We start from the raw sequence: 18,744 nt of genomic DNA, 5'->3' as shown, positions 1-18,744 counted from the left end.
ACGCCGAAAAACCTGACGTGACCAGCTGATTTGGTGTTGTTCACCTTTCTGGGTAAAGTTCTTACACGTTCCAAGGGCCTATAGCTCAGTCGGTTAGAGCGCATCGCTGATAACGATGAGGTCGCAAGTTCGATTCTTGCTAGGCCCACTGCGAAGCCCTCGGGTTTCGTTGCTTGGGGCATTAGCTCAATTGGTAGAGCACCTGCTTTGCAAGCAGGAGGTCAGGAGTTCGATTCTCCTATGCTCCACAACCCACATTTCCCCTAGTGGTTATCCACTAGGGGTTTTGTTGTGTCTAGGCTGCGTGTAGGGCAATCAGTGGTCGTCACTGCGCTGCGCTGGGTATTCTGGATCCATCGCGGTGAGAGGAATGAGACTTACGGCGATAGAACAGCCCATCCACCGTGGTTGCGCCGCAGCCGCCGTGGAACACTCACCCAAGAAAAGAGGTTCTCCCGTGTCTCAGCATGAGATCTCCGCGCTGAATGATGCCACCGCATACGATAGCGACGGCGAGAAACTGGGCGCCGTGGAGGAGGTATTCATCAACGATGCCACCGGCCAGCCCAAGTTTGTGGAGGTCTCTCATGGCCTCTTCGGTATGAAGTCGAGCGTGGTGCCGCTGCTCGGCCACCGCCTCGAGGAGGAGCGGCTGCAGCTGGCTTTTCCCTTAGAGCGCATCAATGGCGCCCCCAGTTTCGATGGCGCCCATATCAGCCCCGAGCAGGAGGAACGCCTTTACCGCCACTATGGCATTGCGGACGCCGAGGATAGCGAGAGCTACTCCTAGCCTTCGGCCGGCGGGATTATCCTTGGTGGGTATGAGCCTTTGCGTACCCGATCTTCTTGGTAGCCCCACCCGCACGCTGAGCCGCCCGGCCACCGTCGCCGAGATTCGCGCCGCGGAACAGCCTCTCCTCGATGCTCAAGGAAGCGTCGATGAGCTGATGCGTAGTGCCGCCAGTGCGGTGGCGCGGGTCGCCAGCGCCATGCTGGGCGATGCCCAGAGGCTTATCGACGCCCCCTCCCAGCCCCACATCCTGGTGCTCGCAGGAGCCGGCGGTAATGGCGGGGATGGCCTCTATGCGGCCGCCATGCTGCGCGAGCAGGGCTGGACACAGGTGAGCGCCTATCGGCTCAGCAGCTCGGTGCACGGCCCGGCATGGCAGCGTTTCCTTGACGCTGGGGGAACGGAGGTACACGATCCCGCCACCCTGGCACCGGTGGATCTGCTCATTGATGCCATCACGGGCATTGGGGCGCGGCCTGGGCTACGCCCAGAGGCCGCGGCGGTGCTGCAGGGGCTGGATGTGGCCCAGGTGCTGGCCGTGGATATCCCCTCGGGGGTGGCCGCCGATAGTGGCGTGGCGGGGGAGCAGCACGTGAATGCGGATGTGACGGTGAGTTTTGGGGCGCCGCGCCTGGCCCATCTGCTCTCTGCGGCGTGCGGCACGGTGCTCATAGCCGATATCGGCCTCGATAGCGCTCAGCTGCCGCCGCTATCCGAGCTGATTGCCCAGCAGATTACGCGGCGTCGCACCCGCACTGGCCTGCGCGCGGTCTCTGGCAGAAGCCAGTTGCAGCTCGAGGGCTATGAATGCATGGGTGGCCACCAGGGTATTGCGGATCTGTCTCCGGGGCCAGAGGATGATAAGTACAGCGGCGGAGTGGTGGGGATTCTCGCCGGATCTGAAGACTATATCGGCGCCGGGGTGTTGTGTGCGATGGCCGCGGTGCGGGCCAGCAGCTCCATGGTGCGCTATGTGGGGGCGTTGCGGGCGACAGTTGTGGAACGCCTCCCAGAGGTGGTCTCTCATCCCAGTCTTGGCGCATGCGGCCAGGTGCAGTGCGTGGTGGTGGGGCCCGGTCGCGGCACAGATGAGAGGGCGCGCGAGGAATTACTGACCGCGCTGTCCATGGATGTTCCGGTGGTGGTGGACGCCGATGCGATCACCCTGCTGGCTGAACTACCGCAGGTGCGCGCCGCCGTAGCCGCACGCCAAGCGCCCACCGTGCTCACCCCCCATGCTGGAGAGTTCGAGCGCCTAGCCGCCGCCCTCGACGATGAGCTGCCGGGGCTGGCTGAGAACCGCGTGGAGGCCTGCGAGACGCTGGCCACTCTCTTAGGCGTCACGGTCTTGCTCAAGGGGCATGCGACGATCATCGCTGATCCGCAGCACACCACCATCGTTCATACGGGTGTGTCCTGGGCGGCGACGGCCGGCTCGGGTGATGTATTGGCGGGTATTCTCGGCGCCCATCTCGCCTGGGCGGAGGCCACCGGCCACATCGACTGCATGGAGGCGGTGGTCTCGGCGGTGCTGGTGCACTCTGTGGCCGCGGAACTCGCGGCGCAGACCCCCTATGGGCCGGCGCCGACGAGCGCCAGCGCCATCGCCGAGAGTATCCCCGCCGCGACGGCCGCGCTCATCGCGCACCGGACTAACGCCTAGGCGCTAGAAGTCGTCGAGAACACCGCGCTCATAGTGCAGGGGCGTAGTCCCGTGATTCGTCGTGCAGTCCTCGACGCGGATGGTGAGGATGCGGTGATCGCCGCCAACGAGCCAGTCCTCCACGGTGCCCACGAGAGCGGAGGCGGCGCCGGCCACAAGGGGGATGTCATCGACGCGCCGGTGGGGGACGGTCTCGAAGCGATCGGCACCATAGTGGGCGAAGTGCAAGGCCAGAGCGCTCTGCTTCCGTGCCAGCACAGACACACCAACCCGCGCGCCTGGGGTCATATGCGTGAGTGTCCTGGATCGGGTGTCGATGCACACCAGCACCATGGGCGGATCCACCGAGAGCGAACAGAAGGCGGAAATCGTTATGGCATAGTCCGCGCCATCGTCATGGGTACTTAATACTGTCACCCCGGACGGGAAACTGCCCACGGCGTCTTTGAAGGCCGCGATAGACACCCCAGTGGCCACGCTCATGCTGCTCGTTCTTCCTCGTGGGCCCGGGCAAGTTCCCAGCGCAGCTGCGCCTCGGAGGGGCTTTGGACGGGGATAAACGCGGCCTCCCGGAAACGGCGGGAGGCCGGCGAGTTCTTGGCATAGCCGGCTCCACCAGCGACGCGGACTTCGATGCCGGCGGCTTGGGTGGCCACCTCGGCAGCGTCGAGGCGCAGCTGCAGCAGCTCGCTGGGGGCGATCGGGCTCCGGCCCACCCGCGCGGCGAGCTCGTCCTGAGTGGCGATGAGCTGCTCGATACGGCGGGCGGTATCCTCCTGCTCGGATTCAAAAGTGGCGTGCACCCCGTGCAGCCGCGAGGTAGCCGCGGTGATGGCAGCCTGGGCGAGACCGAGGCATTCCGAGATCTGCAGGAGCGCGAAGGTGGGGCGGACCCGGCGGGCAAAGCCAGCGAGATCCGTCGAAATCACCGCATCGGTGGGGATGAACACCTCGTTGAGGGTCAGTCCCGCAGAGGCCGTGGAATTGAGCCCGAGGAGCTCGAAGGGTGCGGCCAATTCCACGCCTTCATCACTGGCGCGCACCGCGAAGATGAGGGCGGCGTCGGCAAGCGCAGCGCCGGTGACGATGATGGAATCTTCGGCCAAATTCGAGGCCCAGGGGATACGGCCGGAGACGCGATAGCCGCCCTCGACAGCGGTGGCGCTCAGGTCTAGATTGCCGCAGCCGGCGGCGGTTTTCATCACGCTCGCCATGCCCGTCACCCCGGGGGCGCTGCCGCTGCGCAGGGTGGCGGCCAGCTCCTCGAGAGAGGGCGTAGGCGTCTCCGCGACCGAGAGGTACTCGGCGGCCATGCGGTGCGCCCAGCTGGCGAAGGCCACGGAGAGATCGCGTTCGGCGAGCGCGCGAATCACGCGGACCTGCTCGCCGAACTGCCCATCGGCGTTGGTGGCCAGGCCCAGGTTGAGTGCTCCCTCGGCGGCCAGCAGCGGCAGCGCATAGCGGGCCTGGGTGGCGCCGGTGTCCACGGCGTGGGCGGTGGCGCTGATCCGCTCCAGCAGGCGCTCAGACACGGCGGTGGTGGCGGTGGGGGCGAGAGCGATGCTCATGGTGCTAGATCAACTCCGAGGTGAGTGTGGCGGGGCGGGTGTAGGTATTGACCACGGGCGACCAGGTGATGGCGTCTTTTTGGATCTGATCGAGGGTGTCGCGGTCGGCATCGCCCTCGAGATGCACCTTCACCCGCACCTCGGAGACTCCGGGGCGCTTGTCCTGGGAGAGATCGCCGACGCCCCAGGTGGGGGAGATATCGATATCGCTCTCAATATCGATGGCGATCGTGCTCAGGGTGACGCCGCGGTGGGTGGCGATCGCCTGGATTCCCACGGAGATGCAGGCGGCGAGCGCGGCCTGGGCGACCTCGGTGGGGTTAGGCGCGGAATTATCGCCCAGCAGCTGCGGCGGTTCCGCCACCAGCACCGGCTCGAGGTCGCGGACCTGGGTGTAATTGCGGAAGTGCCCATCGGCCTCGGTATGGGTGCGGATGACCTTGCGGCCGCCCTCGGGGTTCTCGATGTTCTTCTGGGCTAAAGCCGCGAGCTTCTCCTTATCGATCGGCTCAAGCGGCTCGCCGGCGTTGTGCTTCGGGGTGAGATCGGACATCAGGGCCTCATTTCTTTCTTAGTTAAGGGGCAACGACGGCCACAGGGCGCGGCTATCGCTGCGGTGCGCTGCCCACCCTAGCAAAGAATAGACAAAATAGTCTATAAATACATACCGAGTTGTCTAGACCGCAGCATAGTTGCAGTGCACAACACCATATCCTCCATTTCTCGGTGCTTATCGACGCCACCAGCACGGTTCCTGGCGTCACCACAGAGCGGCTGGTGCGCCCGTGATAGGGCGCTATATAGACCGACTGGGCTATCACAGTGCGGGCCGGATACTGGGGGCAGAAGAAAACCGCCTGCCCCAAAGGGCTGGCGGTGTGTGCTCGCCGCGGCTCGAGGCCGCGGGAAGGAGTATTTAGTTCTTCTCGTCCTCGCCGTACTTGGCGTCTACCTCGGCGGAGAGAATCTCATGCGCCTGAGCGGAGCTGGAGCGCTCATCGGTCCAGCTCTCTACCTCGGCCTCATTATCGAGCTCACCCACACCGGTGTTGGGCACGGCAGGATCCAAGGAATCGGCAACCTCTTCATCGAAGGGCTTGTCCTCCGGGGTGGCCACCTCGGCATCGGCGGGGGTCTCGGTGGAGTAGACCAGCTTCGGCTCCTCATCCGCTACGGCGGTGTCGAAGTCCTCCACCCGCGGCGGGACGGTCTGGACCTTCTCCTCCTCGCGGAAGAAGAAGTAGTACACGGCGGCGGCCGCAGCGCTCAGCAGCGCCAGAACTGCGGCGATCGTGCCGAAGGTCTTTCCCTTCGAGCAGCCCTTGTCCTTCTTCAGCTTCTTCTTGGCCTGCGCGGCTGCCTTCTTGGCATCCTTTTCCCGCTGCTTGGCCAGCTTGCGCAGTTGCTTGCCGGACTTCTTGGCGTTCTTCTCGGCTTCCTTGCGGAAGGAACCGGTCTGCGACTTCGCCTTCTCTAAGCGCTTGGCAGCCTGGGCGCTAATGGCGGAGCCGCGCTTGTTCAGCTCGGCGACGCGCTTATCGACGTCCGCATTATCTACGGCCTCAGCTGCCGAATCATAGAGCTCCTGGCCCTTATCCATGGCCGCAGTGGCGGCCTCTTGCAGGGCGTCATAGGCCTCATCAGCCTTCTTCGCGCGATACTCATTCAATGCAATAAGGCCCTTTTTTGCGGTTTGTGCGCCCTGGACGAGCAACATGGGATTCATTGTGGTGATCTACCTTCCAATCTTTAGTTTCTTTTATAGATAGTCCCATCCTAGGTGCAGTGACGGTGCACATGCCACGTTTTTTCTCTACGATGAGGGCTATGACTCAGAAGACCGCAACTGCCACGATGCACACCAATTACGGTGATATCGTCATTGAACTCTTTGGCAACCACGCGCCCGTCACCGTCGAGAACTTCGTCGGCCTGGCCCAAGGCACCAAGGACTACCGTGCCAACAATGCCAATGGCACCACCGAAGGCCCCTTCTACGATGGCGCCATCTTCCACCGTGTGATCAATGGCTTCATGATCCAGGGCGGCGACCCCACCGGCACCGGCCGCGGTGGCCCCGGCTACACCTTCGAGGACGAGTTCCACCCCGAGCTGCAGTTCGATCGCCCCTACCTCTTGGCCATGGCCAATGCCGGCCCCGGCACCAACGGCTCCCAGTTCTTCATCACGGTGGCGCCCACCCCGCACCTGAACAACCACCACACCATCTTCGGTGAGGTTGTGGACGAGGACTCCAAGGCAGTCGTGGACACCATCGCCACGGTGCAGACCTCCATCCAGGATCGCCCGAATGACCCGGTGGTTATCGAGTCCATCGACATCCAGTAGGAGGGCAATCATCGCGGCGGTGCGCGGGCAGTGAACGTCGATAAGCGCGCTGCACGCCCCACCCCCGCGACGCCCCCTCTCACCCTGTGACCCATCGCCGGCCTGTGGCCGTACGCGGCGATGGGTCTTTGCGTGTCTAGAGAAAGAGTGCCATGAATTCCTCCACTATTGCTCGCTGGTATCGCGAAGCGCCCGTGACTGTGGTGCTGGTTGCGCTCAACTGCGCGTTCTATCTGATCACCGCGGTCGAGTCGCTTTCTTTGCAGCACAACCTCGCACGCTCCGCGCTGGCCGAATACCTCGTGTTCTTTCCGCCGCGGGCGGCGTATCTCGGCTTCGCCGGCCTGCTGCCCTCTGTGGGCTACGCCTTTATGCACGTGGGCCTCGCGCATCTATTGATGAATATGTTTTTGCTCTTTCTCATTGGCCGCGAGATCGAGCACTATGTGGGCGGCCGCATGATGGTTGCCGCCTATTTCTGCTCCGTGGTGGGCACGGCCGCGTGCATCACCTGGGCCAGCCCGCTGGCCTCTACCGCGGGAGCCTCGGGCGCGGTCTATGCGCTGATGGTGGTCTTTATGGTGCTCTGCCACCGCACTGGCCGCGATGTGCGCGGGCCGGCTGTGCTGCTGGCGGTGAATATCGTCTACACATTCATCGCAGTCAATGTGTCGGTGTGGGGCCATATCGGCGGCATCCTCATGGGCGCTCTGCTCGCCTGGCCGCTGGTATATGGCACCCGGCAGCAACGCACCCCCATTGTTGGTCTTTTATGTGGGGCAAGCGTCTGTGCTCTGCTGGCCGGCTTCGCGAAGATATCCACAAGCATCTTGTGACAAACGAGATGTGAGACATCAAGCGTTATCCCCATCGACAGGCAGGTTATGCCCAGTCGGTGGGGATAAGTGTTTTGTGGGCAAAGGTAGAAGGGCTGTGCACACCCACTGTGGAGGCTGTGCATAATCTTCTGCGTGTAATTTAGCTGGACTCGAACGCACGGGCTTTCGAAACGACCCTTACTGACCTGCGTTTGGCCAGATAGTTAGAACATTATTCAGCTCTGTGCACAGCGTGTTGAGTTAGTGCACAAAGTTATGCACAGGCTGTGCAGAGGCGTTGAATTACAAGAATGTAAGCAGAATCCACAGAGTTATCCACAGTCTGTGCATAACTTCGCCGTTTTCTACACACATCCGCTATGCACAGCCTGGGTTGTGCATAACCCTGTGCAATTGTGCATAACTGCTCTCTCACACGGGGGTGGTGGGCATCGCGTGTGGTGTCTTTTTGGCTCCGGTGGCGGACGCGCCGGCACCCCAGCCGTGGGCTATCGCTGCTACTACGCAGTGGTGGAGGCGGGGTGTGCGGGCATGAAAAAAACCCGACTCCCCAGCTGAGTCGGGTTCTTTCTCAGTCTGCGTGGCTAGCGCCAGCCCATCGTCATCAGCAGCCCAATGATGAGTAGACCGAAACCGATTGCGAAGTTGATCGGGCCGAGCTCACGCATGAGCGCGATCTGCGGGCCGGCCAGATAGTTCACGACTAGCCAGGCCAGGCCGAGCAAGATCAGCCCAAACATCAAGACCTTGTACCACAGCGGGGTACCGGAGGAATTGATCTTCACAGGGGTGCGGCTAGCCGTCGACGTCGACACCGTGGTCGAGCTCTGAGTAACCTTTGCCTTCGGCATATCTAGCCTTTCTTTTCTTTTCACAGTTCTCGGGCAGGTGCGCCCGTGGACGTCTCCTGCACACACTACCAGCGTCGATAGAGTTTCTGAACACCGCACACGGGGGCCGTGTTCGCGCGGCTGGGAACAGTACACAGCACACACCCGCCCTTACGCGCTGTGGCGGGGGCGGGTGTGTGGCTGATACAGGGGCACCAGCTGCGGTGCGCGCTGCGGTTGTCCTTGCGGCTAGGGCGCGAGTTCCAGCAGGGAGAAGCGATAGATCCGCAGGACCACATCATCTTCATCCCCGATGCTTTCTCCAGCGGCGGGAACCTGGGAGGCCACGGTGTTCTGCTTCGTCAGATCATCGGTGGGCTCCTCTTCCTGGCGCACCTGGGCTTGGGTGCCCTTCCAGCCGGCGGCCCGGAGGGCGGCGACGGCCTGATTGACGTTCTTGCCGCGGAGATCCGGGACAGTAATCTGCTTCTTGCCATTGGACACGCGCACAATCACCGTCGAGCCCTTGGGTACCTTGGTGCCCTCGCCATTGACGCCGAGCACCGTGCCCTCCGGCTTATCGGATTCCACATACTCGGGCTGCGGGATAAAGCCGGCGGACTCGAGGTTGCCCACGGCCTGCTCGTACTTCATGCCGGTGAGCGAGGGGATGCGCACATTTTCCACACCGGTGGAGATGGTGATGCTCACCTCGGAGCCCTTGGACACGGCCGTACCGGCGGGCGGCGACTGCTCGATGATCTCGCCGGCGGGGGCGGTATCCGAGGGTTGCTCACGCGGGGTGGAGTTGAGCTTCAACCCCACCCTTTCGAGTTCCCTATTGGCGGCCTCGGTGGTGCGGCCGGTGATCTGCGGCACCTCCACGATCTCCTTACCCGAGGAGACGATCAGTGTCACCGTCGAGCCCTTGGGCAGGGTGGAGTCGGCGGAAGGATTCGTGCCCAATGCGAGACCACGCGCCACATCTGGGCTGGGTTCCTCGGAGCGAATCACCTCAAACCCGGCCGAGCGCAGCCGCTGGGTGGCGACCTGCTCCTCGAGCCCGGCGATCGTCGGCACCGAGATGGAGCTTTCGGCCACCCGCTCCTCGCGGTTGCCAAAATAATCCACGGCGAAAGCGGCACCAATACCCACCACCACGACGGCGAGGATAGAGGTCAGCCACACGCCCCAGCGGGAGGACTTCTGCTTGCGATGCCCGCCCTGGGGGCTCTGCTGTGCTGGGGCCTGCTGGGCGGTGGCGTACTGGGTAGTGGCCGGGTACTCGTTCTGCGAGCCATAGTGCTGGGCGCCGGCGCTCGCGGCACCTGCCGCACCTGCCGCACCTGCCGCACCGGCAGCGCTGGCAGCCGCGGCGGAGATCTCGCCGGAATCGCCGATAATCGCGGTATGTGCTGGGCCCTCGCCTTGGCGATGGGTATTTTCCAGCTTGGCCCCCACCGGGCCGGAGAGGTGCATCTTCGCGGCATGGGTGACGGCGTTGCGCATCACCAGCTCGAGATCGGAGGAAAACTCCGCCGCCGACTGGTAGCGATCACCCGGGTGCTTGGCCATGGCGGTGAGAATCACCGCATCAATATTGGTGGCCATGGTGGGGGTGAGATCGCTGGCGTACTCCGAGGGCGACGTGGGGGTCTCGTGCACGTGCTGATAGGCGACATCAAAAGGCGACTCGCCCTCAAAAGGCGGCCGGCCCGTGATGGCCTCATAGAGCACACAGCCCAAGGCATATACATCCGAGCGGGCGTCAGCATTGCGGCCGCGCGCCTGCTCCGGGGAGAGATACTGGGCGGTGCCGATCACGGCAGAGGTTTGGGTCATCGCCGAGGTGGCGTCGTCAAGCGCCCGCGCAATACCGAAATCCATCACCTTCACCTGGCCGGTATTCGTGACCATGATGTTGGCGGGTTTGATATCGCGGTGAATGATGCCGGCGTCGTGCGAAGCCTGCAGCGCCGAACACACCGGGATCATCACCTGGGCGGCCTCGGATGGCGAATAGGGGCCGCGGTCGTGGACGATGCCGCGCAGGGTTGTGCCGTGCACCAGCTCCATCACGATATAGGGCACCGATACGCCATCGATGAGCTGCTCGCCGGTGTCATACACCGCCACGATATTGGGGTGGTTCAACCGGGAAGAGTTTTGGGCTTCGCGGCGGAAACGCTCGCGGAAATTCTCATCCCGCGCCAGCTCCATGCGCAGCACCTTCAGCGCTACCTGGCGACCCAAGAGCGTATCAGTGGCGGAATACACATCGGACATGCCGCCGTGCCCAATATTTTCTTGGGGATCATAGCGGCCACCGAAACTGGTGTGCATCATTATTGTTCGCCTCCTTCGTCGTTCTCGGGGGTGTCAGCCGGCGATGCCGGTTGGGTGGGCTGCGCCGGTTGCGCGGGTTGGGTGGGCTGCGTGGACTGCGTGGGCCGTGGAGATGCGGGCTCCTCCGGCGGCTGCTGCGATGTTGTCACGCTCGGCTGGGATGGTTCTTCCTCAAAGCTTAGCGTTGGGCTTTCGGGGCGCTCGGGGGTGATCGTTTCGATCACGGTCTCCGTCACCGGGGGCAATTCGCTTGTCGACGTCTCCTCGCTGGTGCTGCTCGTCTCCGTCGGCGCGGGCTGCCCCGTCGGTTGGCTAGTGAGATAGTACAGCAGCACGCCCATGCCTCCTACTAGAAGAAGCAGCACAAACAGCCACGGCCCGATGCTTTTCTTTTTCGCGGGACGCTGACCCGTCGGCTGCTGAGCCGCGCGGGGGGCAGCGGGCAGCATCTGCGGCTGTGGCGGGGTGACCGCCGGATTCACCGTGGTCGGAACCGTGGCATTGCCAAGCGCGGTGGTGGAGGATCCGGGGTGGTGCTGCGGTGCCTGACCAGCCACCGCCGCCGAGCGCGGCTGCGGCGGGCGCTTGTGAAAACGCACCGCGGAAATAGCGTGGGAGAGCTCATTGCCATCGGCGTAGCGACGCTGCGGATCCTTACGCAAACAGATCCCCAAAAGCTCCCGGATCTGCGGGGCGATCTCCCGCGGCAACACCGGCGGGGCCTCATTAATATGCGCAATGGCCACCGAGACCGTCGAATCCCCACTGAAGGGGCGGTGGCCAGCGAGAATCTCATAGCCCACCACGCCCAGAGAATAGACATCCGAGCAGGCGGTCACCGGGTGGCCTTGGGCCTGCTCCGGGGAGACATACTGGGCGGTACCCACCACCATGCCGGTGCGGGTCAGCGGCACGGCCTCCGCCGCCTTGGCGATACCAAAATCGGTGATCTTGACCTGCCCGGACTCGGTGATGAGGATATTGCCGGGCTTAATATCGCGGTGCACCAAACCCATGCGGTGAATCACGGCCAGCCCGTGGGCGGCCTGCTCCAACACATCGAGGGCCTGCTCCTGCTCCAGCTTGCCGCGGCGGCGCAGCATATCCGCCAAGGACTCGCCGCGGACATACTCCATGACGATGAAGCAGAACACATTGCCCGCGGGATCATCCGCCTCGCGGTAGTCGTAGGTGCCCACGACGTTCTCGGAATTGATATTCTCCGCAGCCTCCGCCTCATTGCGGAAGCGGGTGAGGAATTCCTCATTGTCCGAAAACTCCGGACGCAGCACCTTAATGGCCACCTCGCGGCCGCTCTGGCTTTCCTTCGCCAGCCACACCGTGGACATACCGCCGTGTCCAATGATGAACTGCAGCTGATAGTCATCGCCGATGAGGGCCTGCACGCGGTCTAATCCGGTGGAGTCATTACTCATAGTTGCTTTCTCACTTCCGATCCGCGGCTAGGCCTGCGTCCTCAAAACGGCATCGATCACGGCGCGACCAATAGGGGCAGACACCGAACCGCCGGTAGCGCCAGCACCCTGGTTACCGCCGTTTTTCACCACCACAGCCACCGCCACATCGGCGTCTTTATCCGGGGCGAAGGCCACATACCAGGTGTGCGGGAAGCTGGAGCGTGAATCCTCGCCATGCTCAGCCGTACCGGTCTTGGAGGCGATATCCCCGCGCCCGCCGGAGGTATTGCGCTCCGACTGCCGCATCAGCTCCTGCAGCTTGGCCGCCACATCCTCATCCAAGCCATCCTTGGCCTGCTGAGGCTTATGGGAGGACAGCGTAGACAGATCCGAGCGCAGCACCTCATCCACCACATAGGGCTTCATGCGCTTGCCGTTATTGGCTACGGTGGCGGCCATGACGGCGGCATCGAGCACCGTCATGGACACATCCGCCTGGCCGATAGAGGACACGCCGCGCCGGGCGGGATCGCTGAGATCGCCGACCGAGCTCGGGGTCTCCGGCAGCCCAAGATCATAGGTCTCGCCGATGCCAAAGGATTTCGCGGCATCGTAGAGGGCATCCTCGCCCACATCCACGCCCATCTGCACGAAGGCGGTATTGCAGGAGAGGGAGAACGCCGTGGTCAGCGATACCTCGCCGCCACCAGCGCAGGGCCGGCCACCGTAGTTTTCCAGCGTCGAGGTGGAGTTCGGCAGCGTGATCTTGGCTTCGCCGGTGAGCTGGGAGCCCGGCTCGTAGCCATTGCGCAGCCCCGCGGTAGAGGTGATGATCTTAAAGATCGAGCCAGGCGGCAGCGTCTCCTGGGTGGCATGGTTGAGCAGCGGTGAGGCCGGATCCGAGGTGAGCCGCTCCCACGCCTGCTCGGCGGAATCATTATCCACCACGGTATTGGGATCAAAGCTCGGGGTCTGGGCCATGGCCAGCACCTCGCCGGTGGAGGGTTTGAGGGCCACCACGGCGCCCTCATAGTTATTGTTCACCAGCTGCTGATAGGCCACCTCTTGGGCCTCGGGGAGCAGGGTCAGCTTCAGCGACGCCCCATCGTGCTCCTTGCCGGTGAGCGTGTCCCAGGTGTTGGACACCAGCATGGAGGGATCGGTGCCATTGAGCACCTCGTTGAAGCCCTGCTCCAGCCCGGCGGCGCCATAGATATCGGAGAGATAGCCGCTGACGGGGGCATAGGCCTGCGGATTGGTGGAAGGGTAGGAGCGGTAGTAGAAGTCGTCCGCGGCCTTGCTGGACTTGGCCAGCACCACGCCACCGGCCGAAATCTGGCCGCGGGGGGTGCTTTTCATCTCATAAAACTGGCGCTTATTCAGCGGGTTCTGCGCATAGGTTTCTTCGCGAAAGCCCTGCACCACGGTGAGGTTAATCAGCAGCACCAGAACCATCAGCAGAGCGATCATGGTGGACGAGCGAATAGCCTTATTCATGGTCTCTCACCTACCTCCGATTCTTCTGTGCTGAGTGAGTGGACGGGGACATTCCAGGTGAGTGCTCGCTGCCGACGGCGGAAAAGTGCGAGGTGTTCTCCAAGCTGGAGGGCTCCGCGTGGCCGCCGCCACGCTGCGGCGGTGTGGCACTGCTGTGATCCTCCGGTACGCGCGCCTGGTGAGAGATGCGCAGCAGGATGGCCAGCAGGATGTAGTTGGCCATCAGCGAAGAGCCACCCTGGGACATGAAAGGAGTGGTCAAACCAGTCATGGGCAGCATGGCGGAGATACCGCCGACCACCACGAAAAGCTGGATCATGATGGTCATGGACAAGCCCGAGGCCACCAATTTTCCATAGGAGGACTTCGCCAGCATGGCGGTGTGCATGCCGCGCACCACGAAGAGGGTGAAGAGCACGAGCACGGCCGCGAGGCCGATGAAGCCGAGCTCCTCGCCGATGCCGGCCAAGATGAAGTCCGATTCCGCCACCGGCACGGCCTGGGGGTAGCCCTCGCCCAGCCCAGTGCCCGTGATGCCGCCCCAGGACATGCCGAATAGCGCCTGGGAGAGCTGGAAACCGGTGGTGTCATAGTTCGCCAGCGGGTCCATGAAATTAGCCACGCGGGACTGGATCTTGTCCGAGATCTGATAGATGCCCACACCGCCGATAGCCACCAGGATCACGCCGATGAGCAGCCAAGAGATACGGCCGCTGGCGAGATACATCATGAGCAGCACGGTGGAGAAGAGCAGCAGCGCCGGGCCGAAATCATTTTCTCCGGCCATGATTACCAGCGCCAGCGCCCACACGAAGAAGATGGGGCCGAGATCGCGCAGGCGGGGCAGCTCCAGCCCCAGCACGCGGTAGCCGGCGACATTAAAGAGGGCCCGCTTATCCGCCAAGAGCTTGGCGAAGAAGAGTAGCAGCAAAATCTTGGAAAATTCCCCGGGCTGCAGCGTGAAGGGGCCAACCGAGATCCAGATGCGGGCATCGGATTGGATGCCGGAGCCCTGCGGCCACACCATGGGCAGGGCCAGCAGGATGATGCCGACCACGCCCAAAATATAGGAATAGCGGGTGAGCACCATGTAGTCCTCCATGATCACCAGCACGATGGTCATGAGCACCACAGCCACCAGCGACCACATCACCTGGCGGGTCGCCATGGAGGTGTCCTTGGCTGCGTCGAGACGCGAGATCATCACCAGGCCGAGGCCATTGAGGGTCGCCGCTACGGGCAGCAAAATCTGGTCCGCGTGCGGGGCCTTCCACACGAGGGCGAAATGGGCGATCATGAATACGCCGATGAAGCCGCCGCCCACCCAGAGCAGCTGGCTGCCGAGCTCATTGCCCAGCGAAATCTCGAGGCTCACCACCGCGGCCATGACGATGGCCGCCGACAAGATGAGCAGCCACATCTCATTTCTTCGGATGGTGATTCTTTGCCATACGCTCATGGGCTACTTCACCTCCCGGCAATTGGTTCCGGGCTTGGTGAGATCCCCGGCCTCGCCCTTGAGACACACCGGCAGGGCGTCATTGGCGAGACGCTGCAGCTGCTGCACCACCTCGTCATAGCTGCCCGAGGGCAGGCCTTCCACGGAGTTGCGGGTGGCCTCGGGGAGGGCGTCCAAGGTGAACAGGGAGCAGTTCTTGGATGGCTTCACCGGATCAGTGAGTAATAGATTGCCGGACTTATCCAAGCAGGCCGCCTGGTGCGGCTCGTGGAAGGAGGCGCCAAAGACATCGAGGTTCACGCCGTGTTGGATCTCGAGGCGATCATTCTCCCCGGTGGTGAGGTAGTACTGCGAGTCCACGCTGCGCATAAACGCCCAGCCGCCCAGAATCGCCGCGAGGATCAGAACAAGGGCGATGCTGATGGGAATCCAGCGAAACCGCGAAGAAGAACCTTCCTCGCGCTCCTCCGGCTCCGGCTCGACATCGTCTGCAGGTGCCTCCGAGCGGGGCTGTGGTTCGCCCGTGGGGGAGGGCGCCTCATCCTTATCGAGCAGAGAGGCACGGGCCGCAGAGGTATTGCCGCGCGGCTCCTCGGCAGTGGCGCTATTGAGCGCGCCCGCCACCATGGGAGTCACGGCCAGCTGCGAGGACTCGGATCCTTCATCCTCCACCACATCGGCCACCACCACGGTGACGTTATCGGGGCCGCCGCCGCGCAGCGCGAGATCGACGAGCTTGCGGGCCGCCTCGGCGGGAGAGCCGTGGCGGAGGGTCTCCTCGATGGTGTCAAAGGACACCGGATCAGAGAGGCCATCTGAACACAGAAGGAGGCGGTCCTGGGGCTTGGCGTCGATAAGCCGAAAAGAGGGCTCCACCGGATGGCCGGTATACGCCTTGAGGATCAACGAGCGCTGCGGGTGCGTGGAGACATCCTCGGGGGCGAGCTTGCCCTCGTCCACCAGCGATTGGACGAAGGTATCGTCCACGGTGATCTGCTCGAGGCGGTCATCGCGAAGCCGATAGCCGCGGGAATCGCCCACGTGCAGCATGGCGAACTCGGTGCCGTCGAACATCAGCGCCGTCAGCGTGGTACCCATGCCCTCAGTTTGAGGATTGGCGCGCTCTTCCGCGGCGATGGAGCGGTTGCCATCATCGGCGACCCCGCCGAGCAGCGCGAACATGTCATTATCGCCGGGATTGGCGTCGAGCTTCTGCAGATGAGTGATCATCAGCTGCGAGGCGATCTCGCCCGCAGCGTGGCCACCCATGCCATCGGCCAAGGCCAGCAGATTGGGGCCAGCGTAGGCGGAATCCTCGTTGTTTTTTCGCACGTGGCCGCGATCCGAGGCGGCCGCAAAATGTAGTCTCAGCATCAGGGCATCAGCCTCACGGTCGTGCGCCCGATTGTCACTTCACTCTCGGTGGTGATCTTTTCGGGCTGGTCGATACGGTAGCCGCCTACGTGGGTGCCATTGCGGGAATCGAGATCCTCCACAAACCAGTCATCGCCGCGGCGGAAGAGGCGCGCATGGCGGGAGGAGGCGAAGTCGTCCTGGATCACAAAGGTGCAATCCTGGGAGCGGCCGATCGTGATCTCTTGGACACCAAGCAGATCCATGCGGGAGCCACGCATCGCGCCATCGACCACCACCAGCTGCGCCGGTGGCTGGGGGCGCTTACGCGGCGCCCCCGCCGGGGCGGCCGCCGGGGAACGCTTGGACCAGAAACGGCCCGAGGACTGCGTGCCCGCGAGCCGGTTGGTATCGCGCCGCATGGCGCGCAGCGCAAAGAAAATACACAGCCAGAGCAGCACAAGCAGGCCGATACGGAACACAAGTAAGATGACGGCGCTCATTGTTGTTCTTCAGGCCTCCTTTAAAGGCAATGTCGGTGTGCTCTGGGCGGGCACTCATATCCGCCCCGCACGTTCATGCGCCGGGTGCGCATGTCCGGCTGATTGGGCCACGGGACACAACCAGCAGCTGCCGGTGCTGCGGGGCGCGAGCTCTGCGGTGCCGCCTTCCAGTCGCTTCCTCATATATACAAGGACAAGCGATCCAGTCTCCGGCCGCACCACACAGATGCACCCCTACCAGCACCAACCATGCTGCTGGTAGGGGTTATTCCCGCCCGAGGGCGGAAAACACCCCCGCCCAGCGTGGGAGCCAAGCAGGTTACCCACACATTTTAGTACGCGTAGGCCTAGTTATTAGTGATCCGCACTTCAATGTAGGAGTGCCCCACAGTGATCACGTCACCGTCTGCGAGCAGCCAATTATCCACCGGAACATCGTTGACGGTGGTTCCGTTCGTGGACTGCAAGTCTGTAATGACAGCATCATGGCCATTCCATGTGACTTCGGCGTGCTGGCGGGAAACCCCGGTATCGGGCAGGCGGAAGTCTGCGTCATTCGAGCGGCCGATGATATTCGAGCCATCGTGGACCAAGTAGGTGCGCGAGGAGCCATCCTGTAGCAGCAAGGACACGGTCGGTTGCGATGCCGCTGGGGTGTGGGTCTCCTCCGGCGCATGCGCCGCCGCTGTCTCGGAGGGGGAGTCGAAGGTAGTGGTCTCCGCGGAGTAATCGGCGGAATCCTCCGGCGGAAGCGCGGTGGCCTTGGGCATGTCCACGTGATGAGCAGCGCTCGTCGGGGTTGCCGCGGCATAACCGGCCGCTGCGCCCGCGGTCGCGCCTGCTGCGCTGGCCGCGCCGGGGGAGTTGTGGTGATCGCTGTTCATATATCCATTCGTCTCTGCTGGCTGGTGATCCGCCGGCTCATTGCGGTGCGGAGTGGAATTGTAGTGAGGATCCTGCTGGTCGTGATCCTCCGGCTGCTGCTCGAAAGAGTGCTCCTCGACAGAGCCTGAATCCTCAGACTCTACGGCATCCGCGTCCTCCGGCATACCGTAGAAACCACTCTCATCCTCCGGGTGCTGGGCGCGGATGCAGTGGGACTTCAACTGTCCGGTGCGCAGCCCCTTAGCCTGCACAAGCTTGACGACGACTGGCCCCGCAGGCGACCAATTCTGATTGCGGAAATAGCGGGTCAGACGGTCCGCGAAATCCCAAGGCAGCTCGGGCGAGGTTTCCTGCAGATTGGAGAAATCCTTCTTGCCCACCATCACCTCGAACTGGTTGGGGACCTCCACATAGCCCTCGTAGGTGGTGACAGCCTCGTCCTCGGCGCACTGTTTAAGCGCCTCCTCGACTTCGGCGGCCACAATCTTGCCGCCAAAGACGAAGGCGAAGCTGTTATCTAGGCCGCGCTGCAAGGCGCTGTCCATCTTTGCGAATCTCGACCACACAGACATAGCGGATGCAGTGTCACCTTCCTTCTTTTCTTCGGCGAGAGTACTCAGCGGCTCATCAGTTGTGGCCGACATATCTGGCACGGCCATTATGGCCCTATCAAGGCTCAGAATGTGCACGTCATAGCCGTGGTGGCCACAACGCTCACCGCCTTCGCCCGTCACCGCTCTCACCGCGCGAGCCTGCAGGCAGCTCTCATGCCCCATGAAAATATAAGAGGCATGGCCACACCTGAGCCGAAGTGTGGCCCCAGTATAGAGGCCACGCCAGCCACAATGAACTTCTACCAGCGCAAAAACGCCGCGCCCGCCATGCGACGCCACCATGAAACAGGCACCCACCTGCGGATTTGGGATAGTGTAACAATCTGTGTAACCTAGGTTAAGTCTTGCACAGCACTGCTGGTTAGACGCCAACTCGGGCGAGTGGCGGAATGGCAGACGCGCTGGCTTCAGGTGCCAGTGTCCTTTACGGACGTGGGGGTTCAAGTCCCCCTTCGCCCACAATAATTAGTGCCCCGCATCATGGTTTCTCACTATGGTGCGGGGCATTTTTACTGTCTTCTCCTGCGGTCTCGGCAGGTGCACAGTGCCGCTATGGCCAAGACCGCAGCGCAAACTGGAGATTAAGGGTGGACTGACTGAGTAGTGTGGGGACAGCAGTATTTCTTTTCC

Annotated in this window: 16 protein-coding genes and 3 tRNA genes; 7 read left to right on the top strand and 12 right to left on the bottom strand. The window is 62.9% G+C overall.

Annotated elements, in window-relative coordinates; genetic code table 11:
- Nucleotides 1-74: 74 nt before the first annotated feature.
- The 4 genes from KR227_RS07875 to KR227_RS07860 all read left to right on the top strand — a co-directional run bounded on the left by KR227_RS07875 (nt 75) and on the right by KR227_RS07860 (nt 2,453).
- A tRNA-Ile gene (locus KR227_RS07875) sits at nt 75-148 on the top strand.
- 27 nt (nt 149-175) lie between these two features.
- Nucleotides 176-248, top strand: a tRNA-Ala gene (locus tag KR227_RS07870).
- Nucleotides 249-457: 209 nt separating this feature from the next.
- Nucleotides 458-790: a PRC-barrel domain-containing protein gene (locus KR227_RS07865; protein ID WP_370625210.1), complete on the top strand. Its 333-nt coding sequence runs from the start codon at nt 458-460 to the stop codon at nt 788-790.
- A 31-nt stretch (nt 791-821) separates the two neighbouring features.
- Nucleotides 822-2,453: a bifunctional ADP-dependent NAD(P)H-hydrate dehydratase/NAD(P)H-hydrate epimerase gene (locus KR227_RS07860; protein ID WP_218364815.1), complete on the top strand. Its 1,632-nt coding sequence runs from the start codon at nt 822-824 to the stop codon at nt 2,451-2,453.
- A gap of 3 nt (nt 2,454-2,456) precedes the next feature.
- Here the strand turns inward: KR227_RS07860 and KR227_RS07855 are convergent, their stop codons facing one another.
- The 4 genes from KR227_RS07855 to KR227_RS07840 form a co-directional block, all read right to left on the bottom strand.
- Nucleotides 2,457-2,936: a flavin reductase family protein gene (locus KR227_RS07855; protein ID WP_218364814.1), complete on the bottom strand. Its 480-nt coding sequence runs from the start codon at nt 2,934-2,936 to the stop codon at nt 2,457-2,459.
- Nucleotides 2,933-4,021 carry an acyl-CoA dehydrogenase family protein gene (locus tag KR227_RS07850; protein WP_218364813.1) on the bottom strand — a complete coding sequence of 363 codons (1,089 nt, stop codon included), beginning with the start codon at nt 4,019-4,021 and terminating at the stop codon, nt 2,933-2,935. Before KR227_RS07850 ends, KR227_RS07855 begins: the two co-directional genes overlap by 4 nt.
- A gap of 4 nt (nt 4,022-4,025) precedes the next feature.
- On the bottom strand, nt 4,026-4,574 hold the full coding sequence (locus tag KR227_RS07845) for an OsmC family protein (RefSeq protein ID WP_218364812.1): 549 nt from the start codon (nt 4,572-4,574) through the stop codon (nt 4,026-4,028).
- A 363-nt stretch (nt 4,575-4,937) separates the two neighbouring features.
- Nucleotides 4,938-5,738, bottom strand: coding sequence for a hypothetical protein (locus tag KR227_RS07840; protein WP_218364811.1), 801 nt, complete (start codon nt 5,736-5,738; stop codon nt 4,938-4,940).
- A 101-nt stretch (nt 5,739-5,839) separates the two neighbouring features.
- On the opposite strand from KR227_RS07840, the gene KR227_RS07835 reads away from it, so the two are divergent.
- Both KR227_RS07835 and KR227_RS07830 read left to right on the top strand, forming a co-directional pair.
- A complete protein-coding gene (locus KR227_RS07835; protein WP_218364900.1) occupies nt 5,840-6,370 on the top strand; it encodes a peptidylprolyl isomerase in 531 nt (176 codons plus the stop codon).
- 152 nt (nt 6,371-6,522) lie between these two features.
- Complete coding sequence (locus tag KR227_RS07830; protein ID WP_218364810.1) at nt 6,523-7,206, top strand: rhomboid family intramembrane serine protease; 684 nt, start codon at nt 6,523-6,525, stop codon at nt 7,204-7,206.
- Nucleotides 7,207-7,793: 587 nt separating this feature from the next.
- On the opposite strand, the gene crgA is transcribed toward KR227_RS07830, so the two are convergent.
- From crgA to KR227_RS07790, 8 genes are all read right to left on the bottom strand, one after another.
- Nucleotides 7,794-8,060: a cell division protein CrgA gene (gene crgA, locus KR227_RS07825; protein WP_151529660.1), complete on the bottom strand. Its 267-nt coding sequence runs from the start codon at nt 8,058-8,060 to the stop codon at nt 7,794-7,796.
- Nucleotides 8,061-8,288: 228 nt separating this feature from the next.
- On the bottom strand, nt 8,289-10,382 hold the full coding sequence (gene pknB, locus KR227_RS07820; RefSeq protein ID WP_218364899.1) for a Stk1 family PASTA domain-containing Ser/Thr kinase: 2,094 nt from the start codon (nt 10,380-10,382) through the stop codon (nt 8,289-8,291).
- 2 nt (nt 10,383-10,384) lie between these two features.
- Nucleotides 10,385-11,821, bottom strand: coding sequence for a serine/threonine-protein kinase (locus tag KR227_RS07815; RefSeq protein ID WP_218364809.1), 1,437 nt, complete (start codon nt 11,819-11,821; stop codon nt 10,385-10,387).
- 27 nt (nt 11,822-11,848) lie between these two features.
- Nucleotides 11,849-13,300, bottom strand: a complete 1,452-nt coding sequence (locus KR227_RS07810; RefSeq protein WP_218364808.1) for a penicillin-binding transpeptidase domain-containing protein — start codon at nt 13,298-13,300, stop codon at nt 11,849-11,851.
- 10 nt (nt 13,301-13,310) lie between these two features.
- Nucleotides 13,311-14,759 carry an FtsW/RodA/SpoVE family cell cycle protein gene (locus tag KR227_RS07805; protein ID WP_255549196.1) on the bottom strand — a complete coding sequence of 483 codons (1,449 nt, stop codon included), beginning with the start codon at nt 14,757-14,759 and terminating at the stop codon, nt 13,311-13,313.
- Nucleotides 14,760-14,762: 3 nt separating this feature from the next.
- Nucleotides 14,763-16,133: a PP2C family serine/threonine-protein phosphatase gene (locus KR227_RS07800; protein WP_218364807.1), complete on the bottom strand. Its 1,371-nt coding sequence runs from the start codon at nt 16,131-16,133 to the stop codon at nt 14,763-14,765.
- Nucleotides 16,133-16,615, bottom strand: a complete 483-nt coding sequence (locus tag KR227_RS07795) for an FHA domain-containing protein (RefSeq protein ID WP_218364806.1) — start codon at nt 16,613-16,615, stop codon at nt 16,133-16,135. The genes KR227_RS07800 and KR227_RS07795 overlap by 1 nt, the downstream gene beginning before the upstream one ends.
- A gap of 347 nt (nt 16,616-16,962) precedes the next feature.
- Entirely contained in the window at nt 16,963-18,144 is a 1,182-nt protein-coding gene (locus tag KR227_RS07790; RefSeq protein ID WP_255549195.1) for a DUF3662 and FHA domain-containing protein, read from the bottom strand.
- Between the two features lie 345 nt (nt 18,145-18,489).
- Between KR227_RS07790 and KR227_RS07785 the strand changes: the two genes are divergently transcribed.
- Nucleotides 18,490-18,573 (top strand) — tRNA-Leu (locus KR227_RS07785).
- The last annotated feature ends 171 nt before the right edge of the window (nt 18,574-18,744 follow it).

The sequence above is a fragment of the Corynebacterium sp. TAE3-ERU30 genome, assembly GCF_019209925.1.
In the GTDB taxonomy this organism is placed as follows: Bacteria; Actinomycetota; Actinomycetes; order Mycobacteriales; family Mycobacteriaceae; genus Corynebacterium; species Corynebacterium megadyptis.
Note: the sequence above shows the minus strand (reverse complement) of the source record. Positions and strands in the feature narration are given on the sequence as shown.